At 69.1% G+C, this 21,222-nt stretch carries 20 protein-coding genes; 9 read left to right on the plus strand and 11 right to left on the minus strand.

Annotation, left to right across the window (positions count from 1 at the left end; all coding sequences use genetic code 11):
• Positions 1-179: 179 nt before the first annotated feature.
• Entirely contained in the window at positions 180-2,810 is a 2,631-nt protein-coding gene (gene clpB, locus ACZ6TU_RS05755; RefSeq protein ID WP_467674792.1) for an ATP-dependent chaperone ClpB, read from the minus strand.
• Between the two features lie 104 nt (positions 2,811-2,914).
• Here clpB and ACZ6TU_RS05760 point away from each other — a divergent pair, with 104 nt between their 5' ends.
• Complete coding sequence (locus ACZ6TU_RS05760) at positions 2,915-3,331, plus strand: pyridoxamine 5'-phosphate oxidase family protein (protein WP_467674790.1); 417 nt, start codon at positions 2,915-2,917, stop codon at positions 3,329-3,331.
• A 194-nt stretch (positions 3,332-3,525) separates the two neighbouring features.
• Here the strand turns inward: ACZ6TU_RS05760 and ACZ6TU_RS05765 are convergent, their stop codons facing one another.
• A complete protein-coding gene (locus tag ACZ6TU_RS05765) occupies positions 3,526-3,861 on the minus strand; it encodes a Rieske (2Fe-2S) protein (protein ID WP_086604769.1) in 336 nt (111 codons plus the stop codon).
• A gap of 2 nt (positions 3,862-3,863) precedes the next feature.
• Positions 3,864-4,034 carry a hypothetical protein gene (locus tag ACZ6TU_RS05770; RefSeq protein ID WP_279544318.1) on the minus strand — a complete coding sequence of 57 codons (171 nt, stop codon included), beginning with the start codon at positions 4,032-4,034 and terminating at the stop codon, positions 3,864-3,866.
• A gap of 128 nt (positions 4,035-4,162) precedes the next feature.
• Between ACZ6TU_RS05770 and ACZ6TU_RS05775 the strand changes: the two genes are divergently transcribed.
• On the plus strand, positions 4,163-5,182 hold the full coding sequence (locus ACZ6TU_RS05775) for a helix-turn-helix transcriptional regulator (RefSeq protein WP_467674786.1): 1,020 nt from the start codon (positions 4,163-4,165) through the stop codon (positions 5,180-5,182).
• Complete coding sequence (locus ACZ6TU_RS05780; RefSeq protein ID WP_467674784.1) at positions 5,179-6,165, plus strand: helix-turn-helix transcriptional regulator; 987 nt, start codon at positions 5,179-5,181, stop codon at positions 6,163-6,165. The genes ACZ6TU_RS05775 and ACZ6TU_RS05780 overlap by 4 nt, the downstream gene beginning before the upstream one ends.
• Here ACZ6TU_RS05780 and ACZ6TU_RS05785 read toward each other — a convergent pair.
• Positions 6,128-7,171, minus strand: coding sequence for a helix-turn-helix transcriptional regulator (locus tag ACZ6TU_RS05785; RefSeq protein WP_469546914.1), 1,044 nt, complete (start codon positions 7,169-7,171; stop codon positions 6,128-6,130). The two genes, ACZ6TU_RS05780 and ACZ6TU_RS05785, sit on opposite strands and share 38 nt — an antisense overlap.
• 362 nt (positions 7,172-7,533) lie before the next feature.
• Between ACZ6TU_RS05785 and ACZ6TU_RS05790 the strand changes: the two genes are divergently transcribed.
• The gene (locus ACZ6TU_RS05790; protein WP_467674780.1) at positions 7,534-8,730 is read left to right on the plus strand and encodes a DUF418 domain-containing protein; all 1,197 of its coding nucleotides are present in this window, start codon (positions 7,534-7,536) and stop codon (positions 8,728-8,730) included.
• Here ACZ6TU_RS05790 and ACZ6TU_RS05795 read toward each other — a convergent pair.
• The 6 genes from ACZ6TU_RS05795 to ACZ6TU_RS05820 form a co-directional block, all read right to left on the minus strand.
• Complete coding sequence (locus ACZ6TU_RS05795) at positions 8,723-9,832, minus strand: sugar ABC transporter substrate-binding protein (RefSeq protein ID WP_467674778.1); 1,110 nt, start codon at positions 9,830-9,832, stop codon at positions 8,723-8,725. The two genes, ACZ6TU_RS05790 and ACZ6TU_RS05795, sit on opposite strands and share 8 nt — an antisense overlap.
• A gap of 271 nt (positions 9,833-10,103) precedes the next feature.
• Positions 10,104-10,556: a heat shock protein transcriptional repressor HspR gene (locus ACZ6TU_RS05800; protein ID WP_020269597.1), complete on the minus strand. Its 453-nt coding sequence runs from the start codon at positions 10,554-10,556 to the stop codon at positions 10,104-10,106.
• 5 nt (positions 10,557-10,561) lie between these two features.
• Positions 10,562-11,740: a molecular chaperone DnaJ gene (gene dnaJ, locus ACZ6TU_RS05805; protein ID WP_467674776.1), complete on the minus strand. Its 1,179-nt coding sequence runs from the start codon at positions 11,738-11,740 to the stop codon at positions 10,562-10,564.
• A 36-nt stretch (positions 11,741-11,776) separates the two neighbouring features.
• Complete coding sequence (grpE, locus tag ACZ6TU_RS05810) at positions 11,777-12,433, minus strand: nucleotide exchange factor GrpE (RefSeq protein ID WP_467674774.1); 657 nt, start codon at positions 12,431-12,433, stop codon at positions 11,777-11,779.
• On the minus strand, positions 12,430-14,292 hold the full coding sequence (gene dnaK, locus ACZ6TU_RS05815) for a molecular chaperone DnaK (protein ID WP_469546920.1): 1,863 nt from the start codon (positions 14,290-14,292) through the stop codon (positions 12,430-12,432). Before dnaK ends, grpE begins: the two co-directional genes overlap by 4 nt.
• A gap of 94 nt (positions 14,293-14,386) precedes the next feature.
• Positions 14,387-15,409 (minus strand): MraY family glycosyltransferase, encoded by a 1,023-nt coding sequence (locus tag ACZ6TU_RS05820; RefSeq protein WP_469546923.1) that lies wholly within the window; start codon positions 15,407-15,409, stop codon positions 14,387-14,389.
• Positions 15,410-15,687: 278 nt separating this feature from the next.
• Between ACZ6TU_RS05820 and ACZ6TU_RS05825 the strand changes: the two genes are divergently transcribed.
• A complete protein-coding gene (locus tag ACZ6TU_RS05825) occupies positions 15,688-18,006 on the plus strand; it encodes a (Fe-S)-binding protein (RefSeq protein ID WP_467674769.1) in 2,319 nt (772 codons plus the stop codon).
• Positions 18,007-18,249: 243 nt separating this feature from the next.
• On the opposite strand, the gene ACZ6TU_RS05830 is transcribed toward ACZ6TU_RS05825, so the two are convergent.
• Positions 18,250-18,549: a hypothetical protein gene (locus ACZ6TU_RS05830; protein WP_469546926.1), complete on the minus strand. Its 300-nt coding sequence runs from the start codon at positions 18,547-18,549 to the stop codon at positions 18,250-18,252.
• A 221-nt stretch (positions 18,550-18,770) separates the two neighbouring features.
• Between ACZ6TU_RS05830 and ACZ6TU_RS05835 the strand changes: the two genes are divergently transcribed.
• From ACZ6TU_RS05835 to ACZ6TU_RS05850, 4 genes are all read left to right on the plus strand, one after another.
• Positions 18,771-19,787: a helix-turn-helix domain-containing protein gene (locus tag ACZ6TU_RS05835; protein WP_469546928.1), complete on the plus strand. Its 1,017-nt coding sequence runs from the start codon at positions 18,771-18,773 to the stop codon at positions 19,785-19,787.
• Positions 19,784-20,464, plus strand: a complete 681-nt coding sequence (locus tag ACZ6TU_RS05840; protein ID WP_467674763.1) for a YdcF family protein — start codon at positions 19,784-19,786, stop codon at positions 20,462-20,464. Before ACZ6TU_RS05835 ends, ACZ6TU_RS05840 begins: the two co-directional genes overlap by 4 nt.
• Positions 20,465-20,563: 99 nt before the next feature.
• Positions 20,564-20,911 carry a hypothetical protein gene (locus ACZ6TU_RS05845; protein ID WP_469546930.1) on the plus strand — a complete coding sequence of 116 codons (348 nt, stop codon included), beginning with the start codon at positions 20,564-20,566 and terminating at the stop codon, positions 20,909-20,911.
• Between the two features lie 12 nt (positions 20,912-20,923).
• The gene (locus ACZ6TU_RS05850) at positions 20,924-21,145 is read left to right on the plus strand and encodes a hypothetical protein (protein WP_469546933.1); all 222 of its coding nucleotides are present in this window, start codon (positions 20,924-20,926) and stop codon (positions 21,143-21,145) included.
• The last annotated feature ends 77 nt before the right edge of the window (positions 21,146-21,222 follow it).

Here is a 21,222-nt window from a genome sequence, read left to right on the forward strand (position 1 = left end):
CGTCCGCCATCGCCGTCGATGAGACCTCGACGCGCCGTCGCCGCCTGACGGGAGGCCATCTCGGTCACCGAGGCCGAGCGCGCCGACGACCACCGGCCAGGCCTGTTCGCCCGGGCACGGCATGCGGCGGCCCGCCCCGGAAGTGCGGGGCGGGCCGCCGTCAGGGCGTGAGCGGCCTGTCAGAGGGTCTTGCCGACCGCCCGTCCCACCTGGAGCTCGTCGCCGGAACGGTCGACTCGGACCGTGTCGCCGTCCTTGATCTCGCCGGAGAGGATCTCCTTGGCGAGGCGGTCGCCGATGGCGGACTGGACGAGGCGGCGCAGCGGGCGGGCGCCGTACGCCGGGTCCATGCCCTCCTCCGCGAGCCAGGCCAGGGCCTCGGGTGTGATGTCCAGCGTGAGGCGTCGCTCGGCGAGGCGCCGGGCCAGGCGCTCGATCTGGAGCCCCGCGATGCGCTCCAGCTCGGGCTTGGTCAGGGCGGCGAAGACGACCAGGTCGTCGAGGCGGTTGAGGAACTCCGGCTTGAAGGAGGTCCGCACGACCTCCAGTACCTGCTCCTTCTTCTCCGCCTCACTGGTGATCGGGTCGACCAGGAACTGGCTGCCCAGGTTCGACGTCAGGACGAGGATGGTGTTGCGGAAGTCGACCGTGCGGCCCTGGCCGTCCGTGAGACGCCCGTCGTCGAGCACCTGGAGCAGGATGTCGAAGACCTCGGGGTGGGCCTTCTCCACCTCGTCCAGCAGGACGACGGAGTACGGCCGCCTGCGCACGGCCTCCGTGAGCTGGCCGCCCTCCTCGTAACCGACGTATCCGGGCGGGGCGCCGACCAGCCGGGCCACGCTGTGCTTCTCGCTGTACTCCGACATGTCGATGCGGACCATCGCCCGCTCGTCGTCGAAGAGGAAGTCGGCGAGGGCCTTGGCCAGTTCCGTCTTGCCGACACCGGTCGGGCCGAGGAAGAGGAAGGAGCCGGTGGGACGGTCGGGGTCGGAGATCCCGGCGCGGGACCGTCGTACGGCGTCGCTGACCGCCCGCACGGCCTCGGTCTGGCCGATGAGCCGCTTGCCCAGCTCGTCCTCCATGCGCAGCAGCTTCTGCGTCTCGCCCTCCAGCAGCCGCCCGGCGGGGATGCCGGTCCAGGAGGCGACGACGTCGGCGATGTCGTCGGCGCCGACCTCCTCCTTGACCATGGTGTCCTTGGCGCCCCCGCCGGAGGCGGAAGATGTCAACGCCTCCTCGGCCTCGGAGGCGGCCTCCAGTTCCTTCTCCAGGGCGGGGATCTCGCCGTAGAGGAGCTTGGAGGCGGTGTCGAAGTCGCCGTCGCGCTGGGCGCGTTCGGCCTGGCCGCGGATCTCGTCGAGGCGTTCCTTCAGCTCGCCGACCCGGTTGAGGGACTGCTTCTCCTTCTCCCAGCGGGCGGTGAGGCCGCGCAGCTCCTCCTCCTTGTCGGCGAGGTCGCGGCGCAGCTTCTCCAGGCGCTCGCGGGAGGCCGCGTCGGTCTCCTTGCCGATCGCGAGCTCCTCCATCTTCAGCCGATCGACGGCGCGCTGGAGTTCGTCGATCTCGACAGGGGACGAGTCGATCTCCATGCGCAGCCGCGATGCCGCCTCGTCGACGAGGTCGATGGCCTTGTCGGGCAGGAAGCGGGAGGTGATGTACCGGTCGGAGAGGCTCGCGGCCGCGACCAGCGCGCTGTCCGCGATCTGCACCTTGTGGTGGGCCTCGTAGCGGCCCTTGAGCCCGCGCAGGATCGCGATGGAGTCCTCGACGGTCGGCTCGGCGACCAGCACCTGCTGGAAGCGCCGCTCCAGGGCGGCGTCCTTCTCGATCCGCTCGCGGTACTCGTCGAGGGTCGTGGCCCCGACCATGCGCAGCTCACCGCGGGCGAGCATGGGCTTCAGCATGTTGCCCGCGTCCATCGCGGAGTCACCGCCGGCGCCCGCCCCCACGACGGTGTGCAGCTCGTCGATGAAGGTGATGATCTGCCCGTCGGATTCCTTGATCTCGGCGAGGACGGTCTTCAGCCGCTCCTCGAACTCGCCCCGGTACTTGGCCCCGGCGACCATGGCCCCCAGATCGAGCGCGACGAGCCGCTTGTCCTTCAGCGACTCCGGCACGTCCCCCTTCACGATCCGCTGGGCGAGCCCTTCGACGACGGCGGTCTTGCCCACCCCGGGCTCACCGATGAGCACGGGGTTGTTCTTGGTCCGGCGGGACAGCACCTGCACCACGCGCCGGATCTCCTGGTCCCGCCCGATGACGGGATCGAGCTTCCCTTCCCGCGCGGCGGCGGTGAAGTCCGTCCCGAACTTCTCCAGGGCCTTGTACTGGCCCTCGGGGTCGGCCGTGGTCACCCGGCGCGCTCCCCGCGTCTTCTGGAAGGCGTCCTGCAGCTTCCTGGCGTCGGCGCCCTGCTGGGACAGCACCTCGCCGGCCGCGCCGCCCTTCGCGGCGATGCCGATGAGGAGGTGCTCCGTGGAGAGGTACTCGTCCCCGAGGCCCTTGGCGCGGGCCTGCGCGTCGGCGACGACGGCGAGCATCTCGCGGTTGGGCTGGGGCGGCGCCACGGTGGACCCGGTCACGCTGGGCAGCCCGGCGAGCACGCGCTCGGCTCCGGCGCGTACGGCCGCCTGATCGGCGTCGACCGCGGCGAGCAGATCGGTGATGTTCTCGTTTTCTCGGGGGCCTCGCCCCTGGAGCAGCGCGAGAAGCAGGTGGGCGGGGGTGAGGTCGGGGTGCCCCTCGGTCACGGCCCGGTTGCTGGCCGCGTTGATCGCGTCCCGGCTCCGGTTGGTCAGCTCGGCGTCCACGTTCGCGTTCTCCTCCTTGCACTGACCCGAACAGCTTGCACAAAGTTGAGTCTAGTCCACTCAATGCCGGTTCGGGGAGGGTCGCAGGAGTTAAGTTCCGGGGCATGGCGACCAAGTACTCCGTTGATCCGGGCGCTCCGGATGAGCCGTATCTCAGCTTCTGGCGGGAACGGCACGTGTGCACCCTGACGACTCCCCGCCCGGACGGCACTCCGCACGTGGTACCCGTCGGGGTCACATACGATCCCGCGGCCCGTCTTGCTCGGGTGATCACGAACAAGGCGAGCGTGAAGGTGCGGCATGTGCTGGCCGCCGGGGAGCAGGGGGCGGCGGTCGCCGTGTGCCAGATGGAGGGCCGGCGCTGGGCGACACTGGAGGGCCGGGCCTTCGTCCGCGCCGAGCCGGAGCGGGTCGCAGAGGCAGTACGCCGCTACGCAGAGCGCTACGGACGGACACCCTCGCCGAATCCCGCACGCGTGGTGATCGAGATAGAGCTGACCAGGGCGATGGGGCGAGGCTAGCGATGGCCAGGCTGACGCCGAGGTCCGCCGAAGTGAAAATCCACACCGGTGATCGATTGGATCCAGCCACAGCGTGACCGCGGCGACAACCGGAAATGTCGCCAGAAACTGCAGCGGCGTCACCGTGTTCAGGTCACGGTGACGCCGCTGCGGGGGGAAGCACCTGAGCGATCTGTTACGACGGGGGAATCGCGTCAGGCACTGCGGGGGGTGGCAGAGATGGTCCTCGGGGCAGGAGAGTCGGCCTCCACCTGCTCGTGGTCCCTTTGGTCCAGGTTCACAAAGATCATTCCGTACCGTACGGCACACCGCACGGGCTGCGGCGCCCCCCGAGGCCGCCGCAGACACCGGTAAGCCCGTACGTCCTCGTCCTCGTCCCGCGTGACGACCACCGGCTCGCCGAAAACGGTCACCATCAACGAGTCGCCGCTGTGGGGGATGGCGGTGACCAGGTCGATGAAGTGCCAGCCGGAGCGGTAGGCGGTGGCCATTTCGCGGCGGAAGGAGCGGTCGTCGGGTGGAGTGGTCACGGTCAGCTCCCGGCTTCGTCAGCAGCGGAACCCGCGGAGTTTCCACTGCTGGCGGCGTCGGCGTTCACCGCCACCGAAGGCCAGGTACTGTTCGCCCGCACCTCGTCCTTCGCGTCGGAGAAGCCCCCGAGCACACCCAGGGCCGCGGCGGCGGAGAAGGCGGCGACAAGCACCGAGCGAAGCATTCTGCTGCACATAGTCGGCTTCGTCCTCACTTGAAGGTCCCCTTTTCCCCCGTCAGGTACGACGATGGCTCATTCGGGCACGTCATGGCCACAGAATCAATGCATCATGTTCCTGCATGTTCAGGACCCTGGGGGGTGGAGATTTGGGATCGAATCAGACTAATGCGACACATCCCCATTCGATTACGGAGTTGTGCGAGGAAGGCGGCCGTCTATACACCATCGCGCTGCGCGCCGGACGCCTGGCGCGCGAGGAAGCCGACCCCGCTCCCTGTCTGATCGAGCTGGCCCTGCTCCACCCCGATCCCGACGATCCGACCTGGCTGCGGCCGGTTCCCCCCGTGGTGGCCCTCTCCCGGCAGCTCAACCCCCTGGAACAGGAGATAGCGGCGCGCAGGCGGCGGGCGGTCGAACTCGCGGAGACCTTTCAGCCGTTCATGACGCTCGGCGCCCAAATGGCCACGACCAGCGACTCCATCACCGTCCTGGAGGGCGGTGAGCGGATCAACGCCGCGCTGAACATGGCCACGTCCCAGTGCCAGAGCGAGATGCTCACGCTGCAACCGAGCGACCGCGTGTCCGAACACAGCCTCCTCCAGGGGATGAAGCGCGACCGGCCGTTGATAGAACGCGGTGTGCGGATACGCACGGTGTACCAGCACACCGCCCGGTACAACCCGGAGCAGCTGGCCTACTCCGCCCGGCTCGCCGACGGCAAGGCGGAATACCGCACGATCGACGAGCTCGTGGAACGCCTGATCATCTGCGACGAGACCGTCGCTTTCATCCCCACCCGCGACGACCAGCAGGTCGCGCTGGAACTGCGGCACCCGGGGATCATCCGCTACCTGATCAAGGTGTTCGAGTTCATGTGGAACCGCGCGGTCCCGCTGAGCGAGAGCACTCCCTACGAGATCGCGCCGGACGGCATCACAGAGATCCAGTACTCCATCGCCAAGCTCCTCGTAGAGGGCCACGTCGACGAGGCCATCGCTCGCCGCCTGGGCATGAACGTGCGTACATGCCGAGCCCACATAGCCAAGCTCGCCTCGCTCCTGGGCAGCGGCAGCCGGGCCCAACTAGGCTATCTCATCGCGCAGTCGGGAATCCTGGAGCGGGAGGGAGCGCCCGAGTGAGCGCGCCGCACCGCGAGCACGGCATGGAGGACCTGTGCTCCGCGGGCACGGAGCTGTATGAACGGGCCCTGCGCCACGGGCAGTTGTCGGCCGAGGACGCCCAGGCCGCCCCCTGCCTCGTCGACCTGGGGCTGCTGCACCCCGCCGTCGACGAACCGTTCCGGCTGGAGCCCGTCGCCCCGGTCGTCGCGCTGCACCGGCTGCTGCGGACCTCCGAGGAGCGGATCGCGAGCGAGCGGCGGCGTGAGGCACGACTGGCCGAGACGTTCGGCTCCCTGATGAGGACAGCCGGCCCGCACCCCGCGGTCACCGACACCCCCACGATCCGGCTGCTCACCGGCACGGAGCGGATCAACCAGGCCATCACCGAAGCCATGGCCGAAGCCTCTGAGGAGACAGCCAGTGTCCAGCCCCGCGCCGGACTCACCGGCGAACGCGGGCAAGTGGCCGATGCCACGGCCTTCGGCCGCGATCAGGCCGCGCTGGACCGCGGCTGCCGCCTGCGCACCCTGTACCCGCACACGATGCGCCACTTCCCGACGATCACCGCCCGTCACGAGCGCCTGAAGGGCGACGTCGAAGCGCGCTCGCTGGACGAAGTCCCCGACCGTCTCATCCTCGTCGACCGCGCCGTGGCCTTCGTGCCGGCCGACAAGGACGGCGGACTGGCCCTGGAGATCCGGCAACCGGCCATCGTCGACCACCTGGCCACCACCTTCGACCGCCTCTGGCGCCTGGCCACCCCCATGTTTCCCGAAGCCGCACCCGAGCCCTCCCACGAGGGCATCACCGCCCGCCAACGCGCCATAGCCGCCCTCCTCACCGAAGGCCACACCGACGCTGTCATCGCCGACCGTCTGGGCATGAACATCCGTACCGCCCGCGTCCACATCGCCAAGCTCGCGGCGACGCTGGGCAGCCGGAGCAGGGCCCAACTGGGCTATCTCATCGGGCAGTCCGGGATTCTTGACCAGGAACACTGAGCGTCGGGGAGACAGCCGGCCGCGGCGGACCGTCGAGCCCCACCTGGGCGATCCGCACACCCAACTGCGTACGGCTCGCCGCCCCCAGCGTCTCCGACAGCCGGGCGATATGCGCCCGGCACGTCCGCACGCTTATCCCCAGCCGTTCCGCGATCACCGCGTCCTGGTGCCCCTCCGCCAGCAGCGCGGCGATGGACTGCTCCCGGTGGGAGATGCCCTCGATGCCGGTGTCGGGGAGCGGGGCGGTCAGCGGGATGGCCAGGCGCCAGAGCCGCTCGAACACCGTGACCAGGTACTCGACGATCGCCGGGTGCCGTAGCTCCAGGGCCATCGTGCGGTCGGTGTTGGCGGGGATGAAGGCCACCGTCCGGTCGAAGAGGATCAGCCGGTCGATCACCTCGTCCAACGTGCGCGCCTCCACCGAGTCGCCCATCAGCTCCAGATAGTTCAGCAGCCCGTGCCCGTGCCGGGCGACATGCGTGTACAGGTCCCGCATCCGCACGCCACGGCCGCGCAGCGCCAGCGCCCGGTGCAGCCCCTCGGAGAGTTCCGCCTCGCGCCGGATGCCGCCGGGCTGCACGGTGAGCACCTCGGTCGTGCACGCCTGGGTCGCCTCGTCCATCGCGGTCTGGATCCGGCCGAGCCCGTCCAGCACCCGGATCGCCGGACCCTCGCTCGCCGACGGGGCCGGCTGTACCTGACGCCCCAGCCCGGCGTACCACTCGAACGCCGCCACGGCCGAACCCACCCGACGCTGGCTCGCGCTGACCTCGTCGTACATCCCGCGCAGCAGCCGGGTCATGACCTCCTGCGGGGAGGTCGGCACCAGCCAGTCCATGTCGTCGGGGTCCGGGTGCAGCAGGGCCAGTTCCAGCAGGCAGGGCACCGGATCGGCGTCCCGGCGCGGCACGCGGCCCCGCCGTACGGCCCGGGAATACACGCGATCCCCGGCCTCGCACAGTCGGTCAGCACCATGTGGATGCTCCTCCGCCCCGTGCCAGGCCATCGCCGATCCCACCCCCGGTTTCGCCGTCCTTCGCAGCGCAACTATGCGCGGACGGGACCTGGTCCGCAACACGGCTTCACCACACCAGAACCCCTCTTCGCCCCATTTGCCACCGGTATGCGCAGCCGCCCTCATGGGCGCTTGGAGCGAGAGGGGAGTGGCGCGAACGCAGCCGATCCGCAGGCTCTCCTGCTGGAGCGCGTCTTCGGCCCGGTCGTCGAGCGGATCCCGGGAACAGGCCATGTTCCGGACCGGCTTCCGTTCGCGCCGGTCCGCGCGGCTGTGAGCGGTACGGTGAACCCGGGCGGGTTCACCGCGGTGTTGGTGTGGATGGCAGATCTACCGGCGGCGGGAGGCCCGGCATGCAGACACGAGTCGAGCTCCGGCGTCTGCCCGCCGTTGACGCGTTACGCGGTTTCGCCCTGCTGGGCATCCTGACGGTCAACAGCGCGCAGATCATGGATCCCTACGTGTCGGAAGGGATCCGCGAGCCCGGGGCGCCCCTCTGGGACCAGGTCGCCATGTGGCTGGTGACGGCGTTCGCGGCCACCAAGTTCTACCTCTTGTTCTCGTTCCTGTTCGGCTACAGCTTCACCCTCCAGACGGTCTCCGCCGAACGGGACGGAGCGAACGTCACCGCACGCTACCTGCGCCGGTCCCTGGGCCTGGTGCTGCTCGGCCTGGTGCACGCCGTCCTGCTGTACGACGGCGACATCCTCATGACCTACGGCGTCCTGGGACTGGCCCTGTTGTGCGCACGGCGGATCAGACCGGCCACCGCCGTGAAGGCCGCCGTCTGGATCTATGGGGTCTTCGGTGTCCTCCTCACCGGGCTGGGGGCACTGGCCGCGTGGGCCGACGAGGAGGAGTCCATCCCTCGACAGGAGATCGCGAGCACCGTGGCCGCCTACCGTGGCAGCGCCGGCACGGTCGTACAGGAGAACCTGGACCGGCTGCCCCTGGCGCTCCTCGGCGTTCTCCTCATGGCCCCGGGCGTGCTCGCCGCGTTCCTCGTCGGCCTGGCGGCGGGAAAGCGGCGCCTGCTCGCCCCGGGCGGAGCGGACCGCTCCCGGCTGCTCCGGATCACCGCCACCGGACTGGCCGTCGGAGCCCCGGGGGCCGTCTTCTTCGCCTCCGCCGCCCACGGGCCGCTGGACGACCGATGGCACTTCCTGGGAATCGGCGTGGGCATGCTGACGGCGCCCGCCCTGTCCGCCGCGTACGCCTGCACCCTGCTGCTCCTGCTGCACTCGCCCTGGGGAAACCGGATCCAGCGGCTGTTCGCCCCGGCGGGCCGCCTGGCGCTCACGAACTACCTCGGGCAGTCCCTGACCATGATGTTCGTGGCCACGGCGTACGGCCTGTCCCTCTACGGACGCGTGGGAGCTGCCGCCGTGCTGCTGCTCGCGGGCGCCGTGTACGCGCTCCAGCTCGCCCTCAGCACGGCGTGGATCCGGCGCTTCCGGCACGGGCCCGCCGAGTGGCTGCTCCGGGCGATCACCCTGGCAGGACGCCCGGGACGGGCCGGTACACCGCGAGCGCCGGAACCGGCTACTTGAGCCCGATCGCCGCGCAAGCCGTCTTGTACTTCGCCGTGCAGATGTCCGACAGCTTGTAGATGTCGTCCGCGACCACCGTGTCCTTGATGTTCTCCTTCGTCAGCGCCACCACGGGCACGAGCTGGGCGGGGATGCCCTTGTGGGTGGGGCTGTCGACCTTGTCGCGGGTGAGCGCGGCGAACTGGATGTCGCGGCCCTGGACCCTGGCCACGGCCATCTCCGCGGCGTTCTCGGCCTCCTGCGGGTACGACTTGTACACGCTCATGTACTGGTCGCCGGTGATGATCCGCTGCACCGCCGGGAGCTCCGCGTCCTGGCCGGTGATCGGCGGCAGGTCGGTCACGCCCGCGGACTCCAGCGCCTTGACGATGCCGCCCGCCATGCCGTCGTTGGCGGAGTACACCGCGACGATGTTGTCCTTGCCGATCTTCTCGATCGCCTCGGCCATGTTGGCCTGCGCGTTCTCCGGCTTCCAGTCCTTGGTGTCGAAGGACTGCGCGATCGTCACCTTGCCGTTGAGCTCGGACATCGCACCGGCCTTGAACTGCTTGGCGTTCGGGTCCGTCGACGAGCCGTTCATCATGACGATCTTGTCGGAGAGGCTCGCCTTCTCGCCGATGGCCTCCAGCAGGGTGCGTCCCTGGACCTCGCCGACCAGTTCGTTGTCGAAGGAGATGTACGCGTCGATCGGGCCCTCGGCCAGCCGGTCGTAGGCGATGACCGGGATGCCGGCGTCCTTGGCCTTCTTCACGCCGTCGGCGATGGCGTGTGCGTCGACGGCGTCCAGCAGGATCACGTCGACCCGGCGGTCGATCATCTGCTGCAGCTGGTCGGCCTGCTTGTCCGCGCTCGCCTCGGCGTTGGCGTACTCGACGCGGCCCCGGTCGTTGGTGAGGGACTCGACCTTCGTCTTGATGATGGGGTAGTCGAAGTTCTCGTACCGGGTGTTCGCCTTCTCCGGCAGCAGCAGGCCCACCGTGATGTCGTTGCCCTTCGTCGGGCTCGCGTCGTCGCTGCTCCCGGTCGCGTTGAGCACACCGCAGCCGGCGAGCGTGACGGACATCGTGGCCGCGGCCACGGATATGGAGATACGACGACGCATGCGGGAGCTCACTTCGCGTGTGATTCGGACGTGGGCACACCTTTGTGGCCCATGTGACTGAAAAGCCAACGCGGACGCGCCCCCAGCGTCAAGCGGAACCACTTAACGAGATGACAACACCACGCTCCGCAGCAGTTGTGAAGACCCTGCGGAATCGCCTCCCGGTGCCTTGCACCATCCAGCCATCCACGGGAGACCCAGCGAAAACGTCCCAAGACATACGAAAGAGGCCGGGAGTCTCCTCCCGGCCCCTTTCACAGGCGTACGCGCGTCAGTCCGACTGCTGCTGCCGCTTCGGCCGCCACACCACCAGCGCGCTGGTCTGCTGGACCTCCTGGTACGGCACCAGGTCACGGCGGTACGACGCGTGCACCGCCGCTTCGCGCTGCCGCATGGCCGCCGCCGCACCGTCGAGCGCGTCCTCCAGCTCGGCCACACGGGCCTGGAGCGCGGCGACCTGGTTCTCCAGTTCGATGATGCGCTTGATGCCCGCCAGGTTGATGCCCTCGTCCTGCGACAACTGCTGGACGGTGCGCAGCAGTTCGATGTCCCGGGCCGAATAGCGGCGCCCCCGGCCCGGGGTACGGTCCGGAGACACCAGACCCAGGCGGTCGTACTGGCGCAGGGTCTGCGGGTGCAGGCCGGACAGCTGGGCCGCCACCGAGATGACGTAGACCGGGGTTTCCTCGGTCAGTTCATACGGGTTGCGTCGACGACCGTCCATCTGACTCATGCTCCCTTCGCGGCCTGGAACAGATCCGCCCGCGGATCCTCACCCGCGGTCGCCTCGCGATACGCCTCGAGTGCGTCACGAGCCTTCCCCGTCAGGTCCTGCGGAACACTCACCTCGACGCTGACCAAGAGGTCGCCCCGGGTGCCGTCCTTGCGGACCGCGCCCTTGCCCCGGGCGCGCATCGTGCGGCCGTTGGGCGTGCCCGGCGGCAGCTTCAGCGTGACGGGCGGCCCGCCCAGCGTCGGCACCCGGACCTCGCCGCCGAGGGCCGCCTCGGCGAAGGTCACCGGGACGGTGACGGTGAGGTTGTCGTCCTTACGGCCGAACACCGGGTGGGAGTCGACGTGCACGACCACGTACAGATCGCCCGCCGGGCCGCCGCGCTCGCCCGGCGCCCCCTTGCCGCGCAGCCGGATCCGCTGGCCGTCGCTGACGCCCGCGGGGATGCGCACCTGCATGGTCCGCGAGGACTTGGCCCGGCCGCTGCCCTTGCAGACCTCGCAGGCGTTCTCCGCGATCAGGCCGCGGCCCTTGCAGTCCGGGCAGGGGTCGGTGAGGGAGAAGCCACCGCCGCTGCCCCGGGCGACCTGTCCGGTACCGACGCAGGTCGGACACACCCGCGGTGTGCCGTTCTTGTCGCCGGTGCCCGAACAGGCCTTGCAGGGCGACTGCGAGGACATCCGCAGCGGGACGGTCGCGCCCTCGATCGCCTCCGTGAAGCTCAGCGTGACCTCGGACTCGATGTCCTGGCCGCGCCGGGGGTGCGTACGCGTGCCCGGGCCCGCGCCGCCGCGGTTGAACAGGCCCCCGAAGACGTCACCGAGTCCACCGCCGAAACCGCCGGCTCCCTGACCGCCCGGGGCGCCTCCGAAGAGGTCGCCCAGGTCGAAGTTGAAGGAGCCGCCGCCCGCGCCGGGCCCCGGGCGGAAGCCGCCGTTGCCGAAGAGGGCGCGTGCCTCGTCGTACTCCTTGCGCTTCTTGGGATCGCCGAGGATGTCGTTGGCCTCGGAGATCTCCTTGAAGCGCTCCTCCGCCTTGACGTTGCCCTTGTTGGCGTCCGGGTGGTACTCGCGGGCGAGCTTCCGGTACGCCTTCTTGATCTCGGCCTCGGTGGCGTCCTTGGGGACGCCGAGGACCTTGTAGTAGTCCTTCTCGATGAAGTCCTTGGTGCTCATCCTCGACGCCCCTCCTTCCCTTCGTCCGCTATGCCGTCAGCCCTCTTCCGGGCCACCGCTCTCCTTGTCGTCGGCTTCGGCGGTCTCGTCCGCCTTGACCGTCTGCGCCCCCGGCTGGGGCTCGGCCACCGCCACCCGCGCGGGGCGGATGGTGCGCTCGCCGATCCGGTACCCGGGCTGCAGAATCGCCACGCACGTCGTCTCGGTGACGTCCGGCGCGTAGCTGTGCATCAGGGCTTCGTGGATCGTCGGGTCGAAGGGCTCGCCCTCCTTGCCGAACTGCTGGAGGCCCATCTTGGCCGCCGTGCTCTCCAGCGACTCGGCGACGGACTTGAAGCCGCCGACCAGTTCGCCGTGCTCACGTGCGCGGCCGATGTCGTCGAGCACGGGCAGGAGCTCGGTCAGGAGGTTCGCGATGGCGATCTCCTTGACCGCGATCCGGTCACGCTCGACCCGGCGGCGGTAGTTCTGGAACTCGGCCTGGAGGCGCTGGAGGTCCGCCGTGCGCTCGCTGAGCGCCGTGCGTGCCTGGTCCAGCTGGGCCACCAGAGCCACGTCCTGGCCCGTGTCCCCGGCCGGGGCCGCCCCCTCCTCCGGCGAGGGGGAGTCGGCCTTCGGCTCGGCGTCGTCGGAGGTGGCGCCGGAAGGGACGTCGGGCTGCTGCTCGTCGAAGCCCGGGGTCTCCTCCGTCACGCGGCACCGTCCTTCCGCTCGTCGTCCACGATCTCGGCGTCGACCACGTCGTCGTCGGCCTTGGCGTCACCGGCGCCGGCACCCGCACCGGCTCCCGCGGAGGCGCCGTCGGCGGCCTGCGCGGCGCCCGCGTCGGCGTACATGGCCTGGCCGAGCTTCTGCGAGATGGCCGCGACCTTCTCCGTGGCGGTGCGGATCTCGGCCGTGTCCTCGCCCTTGAGCTTCTCCTTCAGCTCATTGACGGCTTCCTCGACCTCGGTCTTGATCTCGCCCGGGACCTTGTCCTCGTTGTCCTTGAGGAACTTCTCGGTCTGGTAGACGAGCTGCTCGCCCTGGTTGCGGGACTCGGCGGCCTCGCGGCGCTTGTGGTCCTCCTCCGCGTACTGCTCGGCCTCCTGGCGCATGCGGTCGACCTCGTCCTTCGGCAGCGAGGAGCCGCCGGTGACGGTCATCTTCTGTTCCTTGCCCGTGCCCAGGTCCTTCGCGGTCACGTGCATGATGCCGTTGGCGTCGATGTCGAAGGAGACCTCGATCTGCGGGACGCCGCGCGGCGCCGGGGGCAGACCGGTCAGCTCGAACATCCCGAGCTTCTTGTTGTACGCCGCGATCTCGCGCTCGCCCTGGTAGACCTGGATCTGCACGGACGGCTGGTTGTCCTCGGCCGTCGTGAAGATCTCGGACCGCTTGGTCGGGATCGTGGTGTTGCGCTCGATGAGCTTGGTCATGATGCCGCCCTTGGTCTCGATACCGAGGGACAGCGGGGTGACGTCGAGGAGCAGGACGTCCTTGACCTCACCCTTGAGGACACCGGCCTGCAGGGCGGCGCCGATGGCGACGACCTCGTCCGGGTTCACGCCCTTGTTGGCGTCCTTGCCGCCGGTCAGCTCCTTGACGAGCTCGGCGACGGCGGGCATACGGGTCGAGCCGCCGACGAGAACGACGTGGTCGATCTCGGAGAGGTTGATCCCGGCGTCCTTGATGACGTTGTGGAACGGCGTCTTGCAGCGCTCCAGCAGGTCCGCGGTCAGCTGCTGGAACTGGGCGCGGGTGAGCTTCTCGTCGAGGTGCAGGGGGCCCTCGGCGGAGGCGGTGATGTAGGGCAGGTTGATCGAGGTCTCGGTGGACGAGGACAGCTCGATCTTGGCCTTCTCGGCGGCCTCGCGCAGACGCTGGAGGGCCATCTTGTCCTTGCCCAGGTCCACGCCGTGGCCGGACTGGAACTGCTGGACCAGGTAGTCGACGATGCGCTGGTCCCAGTCGTCACCACCGAGGTGGTTGTCACCGTTGGTGGCCTTCACCTCGACGACACCGTCGCCGATCTCCAGCAGCGAGACGTCGAACGTACCGCCACCGAGGTCGAAGACCAGGATGGTCTGGTCGTCCTTGTCGAGGCCGTACGCCAGGGCGGCCGCGGTGGGCTCGTTGACGATGCGCAGCACGTTCAGACCGGCGATCTCGCCGGCCTCCTTCGTGGCCTGGCGCTCGGAGTCGTTGAAGTACGCCGGGACGGTGATGACCGCGTCGGTCACCTTCTCGCCCAGGTAGGACTCGGCGTCCCGCTTCAGCTTCTGGAGCACGAAGGCGCTGATCTGCTGCGGGTTGAAGGGCTTCCCGTCGAGATCGATCTTCCAGTCGGTGCCCATGTGCCGCTTGACCGACCGAATGGTCCGGTCCACGTTGGTGACCGCCTGACGCTTGGCCACCTCTCCGACGAGCACCTCACCGTTCTTGGCGAAGGCGACGACGGACGGCGTGGTCCTGGCGCCCTCGGCGTTGGTGATGACGGTGGGCTCGCCGCCCTCCAGAACGCTGACGACGGAGTTAGTCGTGCCCAGGTCGATGCCGACCGCACGTGCCATGGTTGATTCCTCCAGCTGACTTGAGTGGAACGGACTCAAGTGTGCACGACGCCTCCCGACCGGTCAACAGAGCTGAGTCAAGCAGGCTCAAGTCTTATCCGTTCCTTACACGCAACGACGCTCTGACCTGCGGAGATACGGTGCGTCGATCGCCGTACACAGGAACACGGGAGAGGGCGAACACAGCCACGAGAGCCACTCCGGCCACCCACCACAGGGCGTCGCTCCCCACCCAGCCGGCGTGCGCGAGTACCCCGACGAGCACACCGGAGAACGCGCCGGCCCCCAGCAGCAGAGTCGTCCCCGGCACGGTCAACCCGAGCCGCCTCAGTCGGTGCGCGAGATGATCCGGCCCGCTCCGGAGAACGGCCCGCCCGCCCAACCGCCGCGCCAGCGGCACCAGTACGGCGTCGGCACACACCACGGCGGTCAGCGCGAACAGCACCCCGGCACTCTCCCCCAACCCGGACCCGGCCCGCGTGTACACGGCACCCGCGGCCGGCACGAACCCGGCGGACATCGACCCGCACGCCCCGAGCGCGGCCCGCGCGGGATGCCGGTTGTGCGGCAGGAACCCGGTCAGCGCGGCGGCCAGCACGCTCATCAGCACGGCGATCCCGTCCATCGTCTCCACGGCCGCACACGCCGCCACCCCGAAGGCGGTCACCACCCCCACGGAACCCGCGAGCCCGTCGGCGTGATCGAGCCCCCGGAAAGCGAAGGTCACGCATACGACCCACCCGACGGCGAGCAGCCCGCCCCCGGCCCCGGTCTCGCCGTACGGCACGACGCACGCCGCCGCCACGGCCGTACCGGCGACGAGCACCCACCGCCGCAGCCGCCACACGTCGTCGGCGAGCCCGAGCACGGCGACCACACCGCCGGCGACGAGGAGCTCCCGGACCCCGTCGGCCACGGGCGGCGCGACCCCGATCCACTCCCCCGCCCACATGACCGACCCCACGACGAGCGCGACGGCCACACCCCCGGACAACGGCACCCCCCGCTTCCGTCGCCGGTCGAGGACGCGGAGGCGCAGGGCGGGAGCCCGGAGGAGGGCCGAGAGGAGGGCGGTGAGGAGGAGGGCGGTGGCGGCGGCGCTGATCCCATAGAGCACGGATATAAGTTAGGCGTAACTATGACAATTCGGCACTCATAACACGACGGGATCCACACCCGGATCCACGACCGGATCCACGATGGAATCGCCGGCCGGATCCGGGCGGTTCCTGAGGCAACCCTCAGCGATTCAGATCACTGCCCACCCGGCTACAGTGCTGCGGAAGATAGGGGTAGTCTCAGACGGACTGCATAAGTTACCGCTTAGTAATCTCGGGGAATCCTCGAGAACGACAGGTTCCCCCGACAAAACCCTCGCAGGCCCGAGGAGCCCCCATGCAACTCGCCGCGATCATCGTGTCGCTGGTCTTGACCGTGGTCGGCGTCGCGCTGCTCGCACGCGCGATCGGCCAGTTCGTCCGGTACTTCAAGCTGGGCCAGCCCGTGCCCGCCGGTACCCGGACCGACAACCCCTACCAGCGCAGCGTGACCCTGGTGAAGGAGTTCCTCGGCCACACGCGCATGAACCGGTGGGGGATCGTCGGTATCGCCCACTGGTTCGTCGCCGTCGGCTTCCTGACACTGCCGCCCACCCTGGCCCAGGCCTTCGGCCAGCTGTTCCAGGCCGACTGGGTGCTGCCGGTCATCGGCGACTTCCTGCCGTTCGAGCTGTACATCGAGTTCATCGGCGTGATGACGGTCCTGGGCATCGCGGTGCTCATGGTGATCCGGCTGCTGAGCCTGCCCTCGCGGGCCGGCCGCAAGTCCCGCTTCGCCGGTTCCAAGGCCGGCCAGGCGTACTTCGTCGAGTACGTCATCCTCACCATCGGCCTGGCGATCTACGTCCTGCGGGGCCTGGAGGGCGCGCTCCACCACGTCGACCACTACGAGGCGTCGTACTTCGCGTCGTACCCGCTGGTGCTGGCCTTCAAGGGGCTGAGCGTCCCGGCGCTGCAGAACCTGGTCTACCTGGTGGCGATGATCAAGATCGGCACCTCGTTCATCTGGATGATCGTGGTCTCGCTGAACACCAACATGGGTGTCGCCTGGCACCGCTTCCTGGCCTTCCCGAACATCTGGTTCAAGCGCGAGGCGACGGGCGGGACGGCGCTGGGCGCGCTCCAGCCCATGACCTCCGGCGGCAAGCCGATCGACTTCACCGACCCGGGCGAGGACGACGTCTTCGGTGTCTCCCAGGTCGAGCAGTTCTCCTGGAAGGGCCTGCTGGACTTCTCCACGTGCACCGAGTGCGGCCGCTGCCAGTCGCAGTGCCCGGCGTGGAACACGGGCAAGCCGCTGTCCCCGAAGCTGCTGATCATGTCGCTCCGCGACCACGCGCACGCCAAGGCTCCGTACCTGCTGGCGGGCGGCGGCAAGACGATGGAGGGCGAGGAGAAGGCGTCCGAGGAGCAGCTGGCCGGCGTGCCCGCCGCCGCCCTGGCGGAGGCCGAGCGCCCCCTGGTCGGCACGCTGGAGGACAACGGCGTCATCGACCCGGACGTCCTGTGGTCCTGCACCACCTGTGGTGCCTGTGTCGAGCAGTGCCCGGTGGACATCGAGCACGTCGACCACATCGTCGACATGCGCCGCTACCAGGTGATGATCGAGAGCGCCTTCCCGTCCGAGGCGGGCACGATGCTCAAGAACCTGGAGAAGAAGGGCAACCCCTGGGGCCTGGCGAAGAAGCAGCGCCTGGAGTGGCTCAAGGAGGTCGACTTCGAGGTCCCCGTCGTCGGCAAGGACATCGAGGACCTGTCCGAGGTCGAGTACCTGTACTGGGTCGGCTGCGCCGGCGCCCTGGAGGACCGCGCGAAGAAGACCACGAAGGCCTTCGCGGAACTCCTCCACATCGCGGGAGTCAAGTTCGCGATCATGGGCGGCGACGAGAAGTGCACCGGTGACTCCGCTCGCCGTCTCGGCAACGAGCCCCTGTTCCAGGAGCTCGGCATGGAGAACGTCATGGCTCTGAACACGGCGTTCGGCGAGGAGATGGACGACGAGGGCAAGGTCGTCCCGGAGTCCGCGAAGCCCAAGTCGGCGAAGAAGATCGTCGCCACCTGCCCGCACTGCCTCAACACGCTCGGCAACGAGTACCCGCAGCTCGGCGGCGACTACGAGGTCATCCACCACACGCAGCTGCTCCAGCACCTGGTGGACGAGGGCAAGCTCATCCCGGTCACCCCGGTCGAGGGCATCATCACCTACCACGACCCCTGCTACCTGGGCCGCCACAACAAGATCTACACGCCCCCGCGCGAGATCATCGCCAGCGTCCCGGGCATCCGCAACGAGGAGATGCACCGTCACAAGGAGCGGGGCTTCTGCTGTGGCGCGGGTGGTGCGCGGATGTGGATGGAGGAGCGCATCGGCAAGCGCATCAACAACGAGCGTGTCGACGAGGCGCTGTCGGTGAACCCCGACATCGTGTCGACGGCGTGCCCGTTCTGCCTCGTGATGCTCACGGACTCCGTCAACGGCAAGAAGAACGACGGCAAGGCGAAGGAGTCCATCACGGTCGTGGACGTCGCCCAGCTGCTGCTGGACTCCGTCAAGACGCCGGTGCCCGCGGAGGGCGAGGGCGACGACGACGGCGGCGAGCCGCCGGCGGGGACGGCGGACTCCGCGAGTGCGCCGGAGCCGGAGCCGGTCAAGTAGGCGGTTGCCGCGGGTTGTTGTCGACGCCCCCTGTCCTGAGTTGTCGGGCAGGGGGCGTCGGCGTTGTACGGCTGCTTCGGTACGGGTGGCACGGGCAATCGCAGCGGGGCTGGAGCAGGATGCCGAGGGCGAAGGGCAGGGGCAGGTCGCGGGTCTGGCGGCAGTCGGCGTGCAGGTCTTGGTAGCCGGGGCGGGCGGCGAGGGTGCATTCGGGTGACGCGGGAGTCCGGTCGGCGGCGGGCGTCATGGGAGGGGACGCTCCTCGTCGCACCTCTGACCTCGGCTGTCCGCGACACGGAGGACGTCTCGCAGGGCTTCGGCCAGCCGCTCGGCGAGGAAGCGGAGTTGTGTCTCGGTTGCGTCGGGGAGTAGGTCGTCGGCGTGGGCGAGAAGCTGGGCACCCATGTCGAGCTGGGTCGCTTCGGTGATGTCGGCCAGACGGGATACGCGTCCGCCCCGGTCGTCGGTGATCAGAAAGCACGGCTTGGCTTCTGGGCTGCTCCAAGGCAGGAGCCGCAGCGTGCGACGCGGGCCGGGGTTCATCAGGCGGCCTCCACAGCCTCGAAGTGGCCCGCTTCGCGGCACCGCTGTCGCTGCTCGTGGACGACGAGGTAAGGGCGCACGGCCACAGTCGTGTTGCCGTCGATGAACGTGTCCGAACGGTAGGGGCTGCGATGGGCGGGAAGCGGGGGGTACCGCAGAGACGTAGTAATGGTCGCCGTACACGGTCCGCGCGACGGGGGCCGATGCGCCTGGCGGGACTTATGCGCAAGGCCCTGCGGGCGGCGTTGCGTATGAGCACGCGGGCCTTTGCCGAACATCTCGGTGTGGCTCTCCGGACCGTCGCCAAGTGGGAAAGCCTGGGTGTCGGGACTCGTCCGCGTCCGGACACGCAGGCCATCCTCGACACCGCGCTGGCACGAGCCGACGCCGCTGCGCAGAGCCGCTTAGAGGTGATGCTGTCTGCCGACCGGCAGGACTCGGCAGGGCCCGCTGACCATGAAACGTGGACCGAGGACATTGAGCGCGCCGTGGTCTGCGTCAGTCGCCAGGACTTCGCGTTCGGCTCGATTCTGGTCAACCGCTGGCTGGGACGTCATGATCCCCACAGCCTCGACGACAAGGGGCGGTATCTGTACGGCCGTTCTCTAGCACTCATCGGCGATCTGCACCGGGGCCAGGGCGCGATCCTCGGCCCGCTGTCCGCCCGCCACTCCTACCTGACCGCGCGCGACATGTTCACCAACCTCGACATTCCTCGCCGCGTCGCCCAGATCGACTTGTGCCTCGCGGTCGTCGAGGAGATGTCGGGCCGACTTGAAGCCTCGGCCCGCCGCTATGAGCAGCTCGCGAGCGACGAACGCCTCGGACCGCGCGACCGCGCACGGGCCCGACTGTGGGTGGGTACGGCCCTGAGCAAGGAAGGCAACAACGCGTACGCCACGGAGGTCATGACGGCTGCCACGCGCGAGTTCGAGATGCTCGGTGAGCCGGAGGACTGGTCGGTGGCCCATCAGAAGCCGGCCTTGGCTCACCGAGGCGCGGGCGAGCTGGACCAGGCTCTGCACTACATTGACGTCGCACGCACCACGAGTACGGTCGACTCCCCGATGCAGCGGGTGCGGCTGGACACCGCCTACGGGCACATCCTTCTGTCGGATGCGGCGACCCGGAATGATGGGCTGTCCGTCCTCGACCAGGCGGCACAGGTGGCCCGCCGGTACGGGCTGAGCCACCAGTTGCGCAGCATCGAGGGCATCCGAGGAGCCCAGCAGGGATGAGCCAGGGAGTGCCAGTGCCGGAGCGCCAGATCACTGACGAGCAGTTCCACGACGCGACGTTGATCTGGGACTACCACCGGATGGGGCATGAAGTGCGGCCCTGCTCGGCGGCGATCGGCCTGGGAAGCCACGACCTCGGGGTGGCCAGCACAGCCGCCGAACTGTTCCGTTCCGGCCTCTTCCCCATCGTGGTGTTCAGCGGCGGCAACAGCCCCACCACCCGCGCCCGGTTCCCGCGCGGCGAGGCCGTGCACTATCGCGAGCACGCCCTGGGCCTGGGCGTTCCGGACAAGGCGATCCTCGTCGAGCCCAAGGCCGCGAACACCGGCCAGAACATCGCCTTCTCCCGAAAGCTGCTGGCCGATGCGGGCGTCGAGGTCGAGTCGCTGCTCCTCATCTCCAAGCCGTACATGGAGCGCCGTTCGTACGCGACGTGCCGCAAACTGTGGCCCGAGGCCGACATCGTCTGCGCCTCCGAGCCGCTGAAGTTGGACGACTACATCAAGTCCATCGGCGACGAGAAGCTCGTAGTGGACATGCTGGTCGGAGACCTGCAACGGGTGATCGAGTATCCGAAGCTCGGCTTCGCCCTCGAGCAGGACGTACCAGGCGAGGTGTACGACGCGTACGAGCGTCTGCTGCACGCCGGCTTCGTCAGCCGCCTCATTGGCGGCTGACGCGCAGGCAATGTGCCGAACTCCTCGACGTGACGGAGACGAAATCCGCCCGCGGACATCCGCACGGCTCTCGGCCTCCGGGACGAGGACACGGCGGTATTGCGCCGCAAACTGCTGCTGATCGGCGACGAACCGTCCGAACTCGTGCAGTCCTACTACGTTTCAGCCCGAGTCCCCACCCAGGAACAGTTCGAGACGACCCAAGCCAAAGGCATCAGGGCTTGTTCGTGGGCTGAGCTGCGGCTCAGCAGCGTCAGGGTCTCGTGGGCGGTCGACCGGTTCCCGGTGTTCCCCGCTCAGCTCGGTGCCTGGGCGCCGGTCAGTTCCGCGACACGAGTGGCGGTCTTCTCCGGCAGGACGGGCGGCTCGCCCGCGGTCCGGACGGCCCGCACGGACATGCGGCTGATGCGCCATCCGCTGTCGGTGCGTCGGAGTTTCCCCTCGTAGGTGCCACCCACCGTGAAAAAGGGGTTCGCGCCTGTGCCGTACCGCGTCGGCCCCCTCGGCCACGCCGAGCGGTGTCGACATCCGCAGGTCGTCGGTGAAGTAGGCCCCGGCCCAGCCCTCGTCGAACCGCCGCTCATCCGTGGTGCGGAAGAAGCCGCTGATGAGGGTGGTGACCTCGAAGTGATCCCGGAGATTCGTCGTGCTGCTCATCTCGTTCATGGCTCGATCATTTGACCTCAACCGCACTTGAGTTCACGGCCGCAGAAGGGCAGGGTCTCGGCCTCCAGACCGAGGAGAAACAGTCGATACCT

The organism is Streptomyces sp. NPDC052064 (assembly GCF_055585925.1).

Bases quoted from the DNA above. Each gene is read 5' to 3' on its own strand.
- ACZ6TU_RS05840 (WP_467674763.1), top strand. From the start codon at position 19,784: ATGAGCCAGGGAGTGCCAGTGCCGGAGCGCCAGATCACTGACGAGCAG.
- ACZ6TU_RS05785 (WP_469546914.1), bottom strand. From the start codon at position 7,171: ATGGCCTGGCACGGGGCGGAGGAGCATCCACATGGTGCTGACCGACTG.
- ACZ6TU_RS05760 (WP_467674790.1), top strand. From the start codon at position 2,915: ATGGCGACCAAGTACTCCGTTGATCCGGGCGCTCCGGATGAGCCGTAT.
- ACZ6TU_RS05825 (WP_467674769.1), top strand. From the start codon at position 15,688: ATGCAACTCGCCGCGATCATCGTGTCGCTGGTCTTGACCGTGGTCGGC.
- ACZ6TU_RS05830 (WP_469546926.1), bottom strand. From the start codon at position 18,549: ATGAACCCCGGCCCGCGTCGCACGCTGCGGCTCCTGCCTTGGAGCAGC.
- dnaK (WP_469546920.1), bottom strand. From the start codon at position 14,292: ATGGCACGTGCGGTCGGCATCGACCTGGGCACGACTAACTCCGTCGTC.
- ACZ6TU_RS05800 (WP_020269597.1), bottom strand. From the start codon at position 10,556: ATGGACGGTCGTCGACGCAACCCGTATGAACTGACCGAGGAAACCCCG.
- dnaJ (WP_467674776.1), bottom strand. From the start codon at position 11,740: ATGAGCACCAAGGACTTCATCGAGAAGGACTACTACAAGGTCCTCGGC.
- ACZ6TU_RS05835 (WP_469546928.1), top strand. From the start codon at position 18,771: ATGCGCAAGGCCCTGCGGGCGGCGTTGCGTATGAGCACGCGGGCCTTT.
- ACZ6TU_RS05790 (WP_467674780.1), top strand. From the start codon at position 7,534: ATGCAGACACGAGTCGAGCTCCGGCGTCTGCCCGCCGTTGACGCGTTA.
- ACZ6TU_RS05795 (WP_467674778.1), bottom strand. From the start codon at position 9,832: ATGCGTCGTCGTATCTCCATATCCGTGGCCGCGGCCACGATGTCCGTC.
- ACZ6TU_RS05775 (WP_467674786.1), top strand. From the start codon at position 4,163: ATGTTCAGGACCCTGGGGGGTGGAGATTTGGGATCGAATCAGACTAAT.